Source organism: Sphingobacterium lactis, assembly GCF_011046555.1.
Taxonomy (GTDB): domain Bacteria; phylum Bacteroidota; class Bacteroidia; order Sphingobacteriales; family Sphingobacteriaceae; genus Sphingobacterium; species Sphingobacterium lactis.
Window position 1 is genome coordinate 1,913,417 of the sequence record NZ_CP049246.1, and the last position, 12,526, is coordinate 1,925,942.

General features: G+C 45.7%; 11 protein-coding genes. 8 read left to right on the plus strand and 3 right to left on the minus strand.

What is annotated here, in order from left to right:
* The first annotated feature begins 12 nt into the window (after window positions 1-12).
* From nusB to yajC, 3 genes are all read left to right on the plus strand, one after another.
* Complete coding sequence (gene nusB / locus G6N79_RS08230) at window positions 13-963, plus strand: transcription antitermination factor NusB (RefSeq protein WP_164527206.1); 951 nt, start codon at window positions 13-15, stop codon at window positions 961-963.
* A gap of 7 nt (window positions 964-970) precedes the next feature.
* Window positions 971-1,414, plus strand: coding sequence for a DUF1573 domain-containing protein (locus G6N79_RS08235; protein ID WP_103907463.1), 444 nt, complete (start codon window positions 971-973; stop codon window positions 1,412-1,414).
* Between the two features lie 78 nt (window positions 1,415-1,492).
* Window positions 1,493-1,756: a preprotein translocase subunit YajC gene (yajC, locus tag G6N79_RS08240; protein WP_317046386.1), complete on the plus strand. Its 264-nt coding sequence runs from the start codon at window positions 1,493-1,495 to the stop codon at window positions 1,754-1,756.
* Between the two features lie 73 nt (window positions 1,757-1,829).
* Here the strand turns inward: yajC and rlmF are convergent, their stop codons facing one another.
* Window positions 1,830-2,711, minus strand: coding sequence for a 23S rRNA (adenine(1618)-N(6))-methyltransferase RlmF (rlmF, locus tag G6N79_RS08245; RefSeq protein ID WP_103907465.1), 882 nt, complete (start codon window positions 2,709-2,711; stop codon window positions 1,830-1,832).
* Window positions 2,712-2,777: 66 nt separating this feature from the next.
* Between rlmF and G6N79_RS08250 the strand changes: the two genes are divergently transcribed.
* Window positions 2,778-4,352, plus strand: a complete 1,575-nt coding sequence (locus G6N79_RS08250; protein ID WP_234993255.1) for a Na+/H+ antiporter — start codon at window positions 2,778-2,780, stop codon at window positions 4,350-4,352.
* A 55-nt stretch (window positions 4,353-4,407) separates the two neighbouring features.
* On the plus strand, window positions 4,408-5,007 hold the full coding sequence (locus G6N79_RS08255; RefSeq protein ID WP_146060663.1) for a hypothetical protein: 600 nt from the start codon (window positions 4,408-4,410) through the stop codon (window positions 5,005-5,007).
* A gap of 7 nt (window positions 5,008-5,014) precedes the next feature.
* Here G6N79_RS08255 and G6N79_RS08260 read toward each other — a convergent pair whose 3' ends face one another.
* Both G6N79_RS08260 and purL read right to left on the minus strand, forming a co-directional pair.
* On the minus strand, window positions 5,015-5,875 hold the full coding sequence (locus tag G6N79_RS08260; RefSeq protein WP_103907468.1) for an aminoglycoside 6-adenylyltransferase: 861 nt from the start codon (window positions 5,873-5,875) through the stop codon (window positions 5,015-5,017).
* 86 nt (window positions 5,876-5,961) lie between these two features.
* Window positions 5,962-9,636 (minus strand): phosphoribosylformylglycinamidine synthase, encoded by a 3,675-nt coding sequence (purL, locus tag G6N79_RS08265; RefSeq protein WP_103907469.1) that lies wholly within the window; start codon window positions 9,634-9,636, stop codon window positions 5,962-5,964.
* A 170-nt stretch (window positions 9,637-9,806) separates the two neighbouring features.
* On the opposite strand from purL, the gene G6N79_RS08270 reads away from it, so the two are divergent.
* From G6N79_RS08270 to G6N79_RS08280, 3 genes are read left to right on the plus strand one after another with little or no spacing between them, the layout of a single operon-like run.
* Window positions 9,807-10,754, plus strand: a complete 948-nt coding sequence (locus G6N79_RS08270) for a CdaR family protein (protein WP_103907470.1) — start codon at window positions 9,807-9,809, stop codon at window positions 10,752-10,754.
* 1 nt (window position 10,755) lies between these two features.
* Complete coding sequence (gene coaE / locus G6N79_RS08275; RefSeq protein ID WP_103907471.1) at window positions 10,756-11,352, plus strand: dephospho-CoA kinase; 597 nt, start codon at window positions 10,756-10,758, stop codon at window positions 11,350-11,352.
* Window positions 11,353-12,321 carry an MBL fold metallo-hydrolase gene (locus G6N79_RS08280; protein WP_103907472.1) on the plus strand — a complete coding sequence of 323 codons (969 nt, stop codon included), beginning with the start codon at window positions 11,353-11,355 and terminating at the stop codon, window positions 12,319-12,321.
* The last annotated feature ends 205 nt before the right edge of the window (window positions 12,322-12,526 follow it).

Sequence of the window (12,526 nt, forward strand, 5' to 3'; positions counted from 1 at the left end):
TTTCAATAAATTATGCTAAATAGAAGACACCTTAGGGTAAAGGTCATGCAAACATTGTATGCCTACAGCTTGTCCGAGGACAAGAACATTGTAAATTTTGAGAAAAGTCTGCTCAAAAGTGTGGAAGAGGTCGATGAAATGTACATCTGGACACTGAATCTTTTGGATGAGGTAGCCGAGTACGTACTTATCGATGTGGAAGGTATTGCCAATAAATGGATACCAACCGACAAGGATAAAACCTTTACATCCACCAAACTGAACAGCAACACCTTTATCGACTCGTTGAGACAGAACAGGGAGTATTTGGAAAAGGTAAAGCGCTATAAGGTCGATTGGAATTACGATCCGGAGATCGTACGTTCTATATTTGCCCAATTGAAAGAATCTGAAGCTTACCTGGAATACCTGAAACTGGAAGATCGTTCGATTTCCGCTGAAAAGGATATCATCAAGTACATCTTCAAGAAGATCATCTTGAAGTCGCCTGATATCGAACAAGCTTTTGATGAACGTTTCATCAACTGGCAGGTAGATAAGGAAGTATTACAGGCGATGGTGGCAAAGACCTTCAAAAACTTTAACTCGGAGGTTCCTGCAAAGAACCAGTTGGCCGATTTAACGCCATCGTGGTTGGAAGATAAGGACTTCATCCTAGACCTATTGAAGCTATCCATCAAGCATGCCAATGAATATCAGGAAATGATTGCCGGAAAAACCAAGAACTGGGAATCCGACCGGATTGCATTGGTCGACAATTTGCTGATGCGTATGGCCATAACAGAGCTGATTAATTTCCCGACCATCCCTGTGAAAGTGACAATAAATGAATATATTGAGCTTTCAAAATCTTTTAGTACCCTAAAAAGTAGTACCTTTATCAATGGTATCTTAGATAAGATATTAGCCGATCTGACGACACAACGTCGCATCAGAAAAGAAGGAAGAGGATTAATTGCATAAGTTTTTTATGAAACACACTATTTTATCAATATTCGCCGTTGCGGCATTGCTAACATCTTGTAATCAGGGACCGAAGGAACACACAGGCACGGCAGGTGATGGTACAACAGTATCGACCGAGGCCAGCGCTGGTGCTACCGGAAAAATTGAATTCAAGGAAGAAGCTTTCGATTTCGGAAAGATTAAGGAAGGGGAAGTGGTGAAGCATGTATTTACCTTTACCAATACGGGTGAAGCACCTGTCATCCTATCCCAAGTGACAGCATCCTGTGGATGTACTACGCCATCTTTCACGACAACACCGGTATTGCCGGGTAAATCCGGAGAGATTGCCGTAGAATTCAATAGTGCAGGTATGGTGGGTCAGCAACAGAAAATCATCACCGTAGTTTCCAATTCGGAAAACAACATCACGACGATTCAGCTGAAAGGTACAGTAGACGCGGCGTAATTAAAAGTAAACTATTATAACAACATACAAATGATTTCAACAGTTTTATTACAAGCTAGCGGAAGTGGATTGATGCAGATGCTTCCAATGGTATTAATTGTTGTGGTTTTCTATTTCTTTATGATTAGACCACAAATGAAAAAGCAAAAAGAGCACAAGAAATATATCGAAGAGATTGGTGTAAACTCAAGAGTCGTAACGACTGCAGGTATTCATGGCCGTATCGTTGAAGTAAGCGATAAGACCTTCTTGGTAGATGTTGGCAACGGTGTGAAGATCCGTTTCGATAAAACAGCAATCTCCCTAGAGGCATCGAAGGCATTGAACACGCCAGCTGCTTAATCACTGGTTAATACCAGTAAAGAAAATTGAAAAAGCTACCCTTGGGTAGCTTTTCTTATGTTCAGGATGTTCGTTATTTCAATCGCCAGGAAAGAATCCGACTGATCTTGTTGCCCTGTGTCATCTGCGTCACCTTGACTTCAGGTGTCTTGTGATACTCAAGAATGGCCTTCAGCGGCTTGATATTGTCCTTGTCCGAAACCAGTACGGAACATAGTCCGATCTGATCGCGGAAATCAAAACTTTCATAGATCATCTGGCTGATGAATTTCTTTTCCCCTCCTGGATACCACAGCTCATTGGACAGGCCTAGGAAATTGGAACTGGTGCTTTCTTCTTCCTTGTGGAGCTTTTGGTTCTTCCGGATAATGGTCTGTCTGTAATCGTCGCGCGATTTAAAGAATGGCGGGTTGCACATCACACCATGGATATATTCTCCTGGTTTGATGATGCCTTTGAAAATGTGCGCCGTATCTTCCTGATGCCGCAAGTCAATGGCCTTCTTCAAGAAACTGTTCTTTGTGATTAATCCATGTGCATGCTGCAGGGAAGGAATATGTGTATCGGTGGCAATAAATTTCCAATCGTACTCCTGATGGCCCAAAATGGGATAGATTAAACTTGATCCCGTTCCGATATCAAGGATGGTGATGTCTTTGTTCTTCTGTACTCCCAAAAGGTCTGCCAAGTGGTGGATATAGTTTAACCTTCCCGGTATGGAAGGGCAGAGGCTCTTTTCCAGGATACTCCAGTTTTTGATGGCAAATCCCGTTTCCAATAGGGCTTTATTCAGTAAGAATACCGCTTCATGGTCCCGAAAGGGGATGGTTTGCCGCTCATCGGGCGTCAGCACAATGTGCTTTTTCAAACTTGGAACTTGTCGGCTTAACTTTTTGAAATCGTATTCCGTGTTAAACTTATTCCGTGGGTGCAGGTTTTTTGAGTTTTTTTCCATTATTTTTACAATACACAAAGATACCTATTAATATATAAAATGATTGAATCTAGCATATTATTAGTCATGGCACTCTTCTTTTTTATGGCCATGCTATTTGTCGTATCCCAACGTTTCAAGATTTCATATCCCATTTTACTGGTTGTGGGCGGGCTAGCGATATCATTTATTCCAGGTATGCCGCAGATCAGCATCAACCCCGATATGGTTTTCCTGGTTTTTCTGCCGCCGCTTTTATTTGAGGCCGCTTGGTATACCTCCTGGAATAGCTTCTGGAGGAATAGACGCTCCATCCTGACGATGGGATTTGGGCTGGTATTTGTCACTTCCCTGGCGGTAGCTTATATCTCCGTCAGTCTGATCCCTGGATTTACCTTGGCGCTGGGCTTCCTGTTGGGAGGTATTATATCCCCTCCAGATGCCGTTGCCGCCACTTCGGTACTCAAGGATGTCAATATTCCCAAACGCGGCATCACCCTCTTGGAAGGGGAAAGTTTGGTCAATGACGCTGCTTCCCTGACTGTCTTCAGGATGGCACTGGCTGTGATCATGACCGGCGCCTTTACGATGCAGGAAGCCGTGGTCGGATTCTTTACCCTAGCGGTGATGGGGATTTTTGTCGGACTGGTCATTGGTCATATCCTGTATTTTTTCTTACGCTATATTGCGAAATCATCCAGCATTACCACGCCCATCACCCTGATCGCTCCCTATATTATGTATATCGTGGCAGAACATTTCGAATGGTCCGGTGTCCTGGCTGTAGTTTCAGGTGGATTATTCTTATCGTTCCGCTCCAAGGATTACATGAATTACCACACCCGGATTCAGGCAACCGAAGTCTGGGAAACCGTGGCCTTCCTGCTCAATGGTTTTGTCTTTATCCTGATCGGGTTGGAGCTTCCCATAATTATAGAAGGCATTGAATCGGTTTCCAAAGAATGGGCACTCAATATTGCTCTGATCATCACGGGTGCCATAATCGTGGTGCGTATTGGCTTTATTTATGCGGCATCCTATATTCCTTACCTGCTATCCAAAAAAATCCGACGGAAGGAAGGTCATCCTGGCTGGAAGATGCCGCTTGTGCTGGGGTGGGCTGGCATGCGTGGGGTCGTATCCTTGGCATCGGCATTGGCCATTCCCATCTACCTGACCAACGGACAACATTTCCCGCACAGAAACCTGATCCTGTTCATCACCTTCGTAGTGATCTTGATAACGCTGGTCGTGCAGGGCTTAAGTCTGCCATGGCTCATAAAAGCCGTGAAATTAGAGGGCAATTCCGAGGAGCTTCCTGAGGAAGCACAGATTGAGGCGATTCGATATCGCCTAGTTAAGGAGGAAATGAAAGTTTTGCAGACCAAATATGCCAAAGAATTGGAAGAGAGCAACACCCTCAAGGCAATCAATCTACAATTGAAGCGCAGTTTGGAAGCAACGGCAACAAACCTCAGCAGTGAGGCGAAGATCAAACTGGCAAACGAACGTGGTCTTTATAAAAAAGTGATGCAGGATCTCATCGATGTCCGAAGGAAAATTATTTACGACATGGTGGCCGAGAAAATTTATGATGAATCCGTATTGCGGTCTCTCGAGCATAATCTGGACCTGGAAGAGTCCCGATTGAACCGAAAATAAATCGGGAAAAGCTATGGAATCTGGAGGTAGAAAGCATCCTATTACAAATGTTGCTATGAAAAGATTCGCCCTATATATTTTGGTCATTACCTGCATTCTTGCCTGTCGGCACAACAAACCTGGGCGGGCAATGGAAGGAATGTACCTGCTCCACGAAATTTTCCCGACGTATTCCTATATGGACTTTGCCTACAATGATATCATTCTTTCGGTCATTGAGCAGGACAGTGCACGGTTTTCCAAAATGAAGGCCGATGTCAAGTTCCTGAAACCTACGCTCTCCAATTGGTTTCCAGCGAATGTGCCTAGACATCCATCACAGGAGATCAGGTTCACTCAAAAAATGAAATGGGTAAACAGCCTGTTGCCGGGAAGTGCCCAAGATTCCGTATCGTACCTTTCCCAGGCCATGCGCACCGATCAGGTATTCCTTAGCCAAGCTGTTCAGGCAAAATTCAACGGTCGGGCCATGCCGATCCAAGGCGCTAAAAAAGTAGTCAAATATGCCTTTGGCGTGCCAATCCTAAACGCTGATGGAAATCGGGCGGTTTTGGTTTCGGAGATGTTCACGCCACATGGCGAACACGTCTATTATGCCTTGGAAAAGACAGATGGAAAGTGGAAAATCACGGCCTTTCGTTACTTCTTTGTCTAAGCAATCATTACTTTGGACGTAGTTCTTTTATGTACCTCATGATGTTTTCTGCTTTTTCAGTGGGATAGAGGTAGTTCATACGTGCTGCAGTAGTTTTTGCGATGCTATGAAAGGTATGCAGGAGTTCCAGGGTGGCATCCCAATTCTGGGCAAGGGATGAGGCAGCAAAAGTATCCTGCAATGCATTCCATTCCCCATCGTCCAGAAAGTTCTTGAAAAGACGCCCGTATTTGTTGGTGGTCACCTTCCATCCATTCCGACTCCCCACATACCACTCTACCATAGGGATGACATATTCCACCCGGATGATCTTTTCCAACATGAATTTGAAGTAAAACAGATCTCCGCGGATCAGGCATTTGGGGAGATAGGTCACATCCCACCAGAAGTCTTCAACCACTTCATTGAATGATTCTTCTGTCGGCTTCTTGATAATACTTACCTGATGGCTTGGCGGTTGTATCCCTTCGGTCAGGTTATCCTTGTCGGCGAGGACGATATAGCCGATATCCCAGTCCTCGGGCAGTTTTTCCGCTGTCACCTCCGCGCGAAATTGAGCTGTGGAATACAACTTAAAATCCACTTTCACGGTGTCCCAATATTGCACCATTTTCATGGCATGTTTATCGGCAAATGCGCTTGCATCCTCCTCATAATAATTCAGTACATCCCCAAAGGCATCCAACCAAGAGCTGTCGCGCATATATTTGTCCACATCGGAAAAAACCAGCTCGATATCCAGATCACTAAAGTCATCGACTGGGGCCAAGGGATTCACCAGGGAGCTGGTCAGCAACGCTGCTCGGATATCGGCATTGTCGGCAATCCAATTCTTGATTTGCTGAAGTTTCTCATCACGTGCCTGCATAATATTGGTGTTTAAGAAATCAATATAATAAAAAATCCCAATGGCGGTGCCATCGGGATTTTTTACAACTGTTATGTTATTCCAACTTATTTGCTTTGATTTTCAATCCACTCACGGGCATTGACAAAGGCTTCCAACCATGGTGTAACCTCATCTTTGCGACCGTCAGGGTAATTTGCCCAGTTCCATTGGAAAGTGGAACGCTCAATATGTGGCATGGTTACCAAATGGCGACCTGTTTTATCACACAGCATAGCTGTGTTGTAATCGGCTCCATTCGGGCTGTGCGGATATTCAGCATAGGCATATTTCGCGACGATATTGTACTGGTCCTCAGCCTCCGGTAGGTTGAACTTTCCTTCACCGTTCGAAACCCATACCCCAAGGGTAGTACCTGCAAGCGTAGAGAGCATAATGGAATTATTCTCCTGAACTTTAACGGATACGAAGTTGGATTCGTGTTTCTGAGAAGTATTGTGCAACATCTTGCCGTGCACCTTGTGCTCCGGATTGATCAATTCCAATTCCATGAACAACTGACATCCATTACAGATACCAACGGAAAGGGTATCCGGGCGTGCATAAAAATTCTCCAGGGCTTTCTTCGCTTTTTCATTGTAAAGAAATGCGCCGGCCCATCCTTTGGCTGAACCAAGAACATCTGAATTGGAGAATCCACCTACGGCACCGATAAACTGGATGTCCTCCAGCGTCTCACGGCCGGAGATTAAGTCCGTCATGTGAACATCCTTCACGTCAAATCCCGCAAGGTACATGGCATTTGCCATCTCACGTTCCGAGTTGGAACCCTTTTCACGAAGGATTGCCGCTTTAGGTCTAGGTTTGCTTGAATCGATCGTTGGTTTTTTACCTGTAAAGTGTGCCGGGAATTCGAAACGCAACGGCTGGTTCTTGTAGTTCTTGTAGCGTTCTTCGGCAGTACCGTTTTTCGATTGCTTCTGATCCAATAGGAAAGAGGTTTTGAACCAAATGTCACGGCTCTCTTCCACTTGGAACGTAAAGGAGTCTGCATGGTTTGCAATGGTAATTTCATTTCCGGAAATTGCCTCTCCAATCTTCACTGCTTCGACACCTGCAGCTTGCATAGCCGATTCGAATGCATTGTTATCTTTTGCTTGGAGCACCAAGCCGATGTTTTCGTTGAACAAAGCCTTAACGGAGTCCGTTTCCTGCAATGGAGAAAGATCGTAATTTGCTGCAAGATCCACATCCGCAAAACACATCTCCAATAGCGTCGTGATCAAACCTCCAGAACCAATATCGTGACCTGCAACGATCTGATCTGCTTTGATCAATTCTTGAACTGTGTTAAAGGCTGTCTTGAAATAGTTCGCGTCCTGGATGGAAGGAACTTCCGATCCCACTTTATTTAAGATCTGCGCGAAGGACGATCCGCCCAATTTAAAGCGATCCTTCGACAGGTTGATGTAGTAAATGGAGCCTGCATCTTTTTTCAGTACCGGTTCCACCACTTTCGTGATATCTGTACAGTTTCCGCCGGCAGAGATGATGACAGTACCCGGAGCAATGACATGCTCACCGTTCGGGTATTTCTGCTTCATGGATAGGGAATCCTTACCCGTTGGGATATTGATGCCCAACGCAATGGCAAAGTCCGAACAAGCTTTTACGGCAGCATATAAGCGTGCATCTTCTCCTTCGTTGTTACATGCCCACATCCAGTTTGCCGATAGGGAAATACCTGCCAAGCCGTTGATGATCGGTGCAAAAACAATATTGGATAGTGCTTCGCCCATGGCGTTGCGTGAACCAGCAGCGGGATCAACCAACGCCGTTAGAGGCGAGTGCCCAACTGTAGTAGCAATACCTTCAGTCGATTTATAATCCAGGGCCATCACCCCAACGTTGTTCAATGGCAGTTGCAATGGTCCAACACACTGTTGTTTGGCAACGCGGCCACCAACACAACGGTCCACTTTATTGGTCAACCAATCTTTCGCCGCAACTGCTTCCAGTTGCAGGACTTGGTTAACGTAAGTAGGGATGTCTTGGCTCGTATAGGAAAGGTCAGCGTATGTACGGTTAACCTTCTTGTCGTTCATGATGGTCTTCGGCGATGAACCGAAGAAATCTTCCAGCGCATAGTCCATCGGTTTCTCACCTGTAGTTTTCGATTCAAAGGTGAATCGGTGGTCGCCGGTCACATCACCAACGGCATACATCGGTGCTCTTTCCCGGTCAGCTACAGTTTTCAACGTCTCGATATCCTCTTTGGCAATTACCAAGCCCATGCGTTCTTGGGATTCATTACCGATGATTTCTTTTGCCGATAGGGTAGGGTCTCCAACCGGAAGTTTGTCCAGGTCGATCAAACCGCCTGTATCTTCTACCAATTCAGATAGACAGTTCAGGTGACCGCCTGCACCGTGGTCATGAATGGATACGATTGGGTTGTTTTCGCTTTCCACAAAGGCACGAATGGCATTTGCGGCACGCTTCTGCATCTCTGGATTTGAACGTTGGATGGCATTCAGCTCAATTCCCGATCCGAATGCGCCGGTGTCCGCAGAAGATACTGCTGCACCACCCATACCGATCCGGTAGTTCTCGCCACCCAGGATAACGATCTTGTCGCCAGTCTGTGGCTCATGCTTCTTGGCTTGGCTCAATTTACCATAGCCAATACCACCAGCTTGCATAATAACTTTATCGTAGCCCAATTTACGTCCATCCTCTTCGTGTTCGAAGGTAAGGACGGAACCCGTAATCAAAGGTTGTCCAAATTTATTTCCGAAATCCGAAGCGCCATTGGATGCCTTGATCAGGATATCCAAAGGTGTTTGATAAAGCCATTCACGCTCCTGCATTCCTTTTTCCCAAGGGCGATCCTGTAAAAGTCTGGAATAGGCGGTCATGTAGATTGCCGTTCCAGCCAATGGTAAAGCACCCTGGCCACCAGCAAGGCGGTCACGGATTTCACCACCCGATCCTGTCGCCGCGCCGGAGAATGGTTCAACCGTGGTCGGGAAATTGTGGGTCTCCGCTTTAAGGGAAATCACGGAATCAAACTCTTTCTCCGCATAGAAGTCCGGTTTGTCCGCAGTTTTCGGTGCAAATTGCGTAACACGTGGCCCCTTGATAAAGGCTACGTTATCTTTATAGGCAGACACAATCTGGTTGGGATTGGTCTCCGATGTCTTCTTGATCAGTTTGAATAGGGAAGTAGGTTGCTCCTCGCCATCGATAACGAATGTACCGTTAAAGATTTTGTGGCGGCAGTGTTCCGAATTGGCTTGGGAGAAGGCAAAAACCTCAGAATCTGTAAGTTTTCGACCGATTTTATCCGACAGGTTATTCAGATAATCCACCTCTTCAGCGCTTAATGCCAACCCTTCGGATTGGTTATAGGCCTGAATGTCGTCGATATCCATAATCGGCTCCGGAGAGATGTTGATCGTAAACATATCCTGTGTTAGGGCCGAGAATTTCTGGGACACCATCGGATCGAAATCCGAGAAATCGGCAGCCACTTGCTGGAACTCCTCAATGCGGATAATCCCTTCGATCCCCATGTTCTGGGTAATCTCCACGGCATTGGTACTCCATGGTGTAACCATGGCTGCACGTGGGCCAACATAACTGTCGTTAAGGGTCAGCTCATCTTGTTTCTTGGCATTGCCAAACAGCCAGTTTAATTTGGAAATATCGTCGGTTGATAGCTCTTTTTGGGTTTGAACAGCGTAAGCAATGTTCAATGGGTTCACGAAGAAATGAATCATTTTTATAGTGAATTTGAAGGTCCTTCAATTATTCCGCAAAGTTACGGAATATTTTCACAATAAATGGGGTATGGAAAGTTTCTTTTTGTCAGGTTAAAGCCTTTTTTCCGGCAATGTGAGCGGCTTTCCCTAAAATGTGATTTCTCGCTTCAAAATACTACATTTGTAGCATGGCTTTAAGGCGAATTAACAAGACCCAGCGGCGGAAATTGTCCATTTTCCTGCGCTGTATCATTATCTCATTTTTAGCTTGGACACTGTTTGCTATTTCCAGTGATTACAATTTCACGAAAAAGGCAAGCATGACCTATGTTAATTTGCCCGAGAACAAAGCCTTTCACCCCCTGCAGTCCGATACGGTAACGGTAAATATAAAAATGTCCGGCTGGAAGGTCTTCATGGAAAGACTGCGGCCCGATACAGCAAAGATCCAGGTCGACCTCAGTGGACTGAAATCCCGAAATTTCATTGTCTTCGGCAACCAGATCGGTTTTATTAACCGCCAGTTTCCTGGAGATAAACAAGTGGTCGGCGTCTCTCCAGACACCCTATATTTTGATTTCTCCAAGCAGACCCAGCGCAAGGTGCCCGTTAAAGCGGTGCAGAATCTTACCTTTCAGCGCCAGTATGGTGTCATAGGTGCAACGCGCACCGTGCCTGAATATGTGACGATCACCGGACCGTTGGAAGACGTGGCCAGTATTGAATACCTCGAAACCGATACCATCAAAGGGAAAGACGTAAATACCGATGTGCGTACCGTAGCTTACCTCAACAAGCAGCAACGGACCAATATCACCATCTATCCGACCTTTGCCGAAGTTATCATCCCGGTAGGGGAAATGACAGAGAAGATTATCGAATTGCCGATCAAAGTCGAAAACAGCAAGGGGGTGACCTCGGTCCGCGTTTTGCCGAGTAAGGTCAAAGCGACCATCCTGCTTGCCGTTAAGGATTATAACAAATACACCTCACGCGACTTTGAAGCGGTTGTTGATCTGGAAGCGTGGAAGGACCATAATGTAAGCAGCCTGCCGGTCATCATGACCAAGGTGCCTGATTACTGCCAGGTATTGAGTATCGAGCCGCAGAACGTGGATTTTTTTGTAAGGAGATAGTATGGGTTTAAAGATAGGAATTACCGGAGGGATTGGTGTCGGCAAGAGTGTGGTTACACGGATCTTCAAAGTATTGGGTATCCCGACCTATGATGCCGATAAAGAAGCCAAAGGGATCATGACCAAGAGCGACGCCGTGCGGAAAGCGCTTACGGAAACATTTGGCCCGGAGGTTTATTTTGAATCCGGTGAATTGAACCGGAAATGGCTCTCCAATCGGGTGTTTGCCAATGCCGAGGAACTTAAGAAATTAAATGCCATCGTCCATCCGGCAGTCATTAAGGACGGACAGGATTGGGCAGATGCCCAAACAGCAGCATACAGCATCAAAGAGGCGGCATTGCTATTTGAAAGCGGCTCCTATGCTTCCCTGGATATCAACATTCTGATATCTTCTCCCAAGGACCTGCGCATCACACGTGTCATGGAACGCGATGGTGTGAGTCGTGAAGAAGTCCTCAGTCGAATGGACAAACAAATGGCGGAGGAAGAAAAGGAGAAATTAGCAGACTATATCGTATATAATGATGACCTTCATAGCCTGGTGGAACAAGTGATTGCTCTGCATGAGCGATTCCTCCAGATCCAAAATAATTAAATGCAAATACTTGAAGACTTTTTGGTCAAAAGGGACAAAGGGTATTACTGTTCCTATGGAAATTTCTACTTGGATCCGTTGTATCCGGTTGAAAACGCCGTTGTTTCCCATGCGCATGGCGACCATGCATCCCCTGGTCATAAAAATATCTATGCCACGGCTGCAACCGCGCAGATGATGCAATACCGCTATCCCAAGCAACCATTGTCGAGTTACCATATCCAAGGCTTTACGGCTGGATTTTCGATTAACGGTGTGGAGCTTGTTTTTTATCCTGCGGGTCACATCCTCGGCAGTGCCCAGATCCTAATGGTCTATAAGGGAGTCCGGTATCTGTATACTGGCGATTATAAGCTGCAGGAGGACCCTACGTGCGAGGCCATCCAGATTGTTCCTGCAGATGTGCTGATCACGGAAACTACGTTTGCCAACCCCGATACGAAACATCCCGATCCTGTTGGCGAGATCATGAAACTGGATGTTTCCAGCAATATCCTGTTGGGCTGTTATGCCTTGGGAAAGGCGCAGCGCATCACTGCTTTATTGAATACCTATCTGCCACACAAACACGTGCTGGTGCACCACAATATCCTGCCGTTCCATCGGATCTATGATGCGATGGGGGACGTGCGCCTGCAATACGAGGTGTACAACAGAAAGGCGATGAAAGAAGCCGGCAGTAACAAGGTTTATCTGGTACCGCCATTGACGTTCAATAGCTATCGGCATGCAAAAAATGTGCTGAAGGCTTTTGCCTCCGGTTGGGAGCGTTTGCAGGCACAGAATGACATCAGTCTATACCTCTCGGATCATGTCGATTGGGCTGATATCCTATACTTTATAGAACAGGTGAAGCCAAAGGCCATTTGGACCCTGCACGGTGACGGACGTGAGCTCCATCGGTACTTTTCCGAAGAAATTGCAATTCGTGATATAAAATCTGAAACATTTTTAAATGATTATTGTTAGTAAATCGATTATCAAATTAGGATTTACTATGAATAAATTTTTTAGAGCACTTATTGCCGGTTGGGGGGCAAAGAAAATGGGACTTGGTTGTTTTGGAACCATTGTCGTATTTATCATAATCTATTACTTATTGGGGTACTTGTAGGAGTAAGACCTTTAGGAATTGAAAGATCTTAAAAAAAGATGGCTAGATGGAAAATATCTA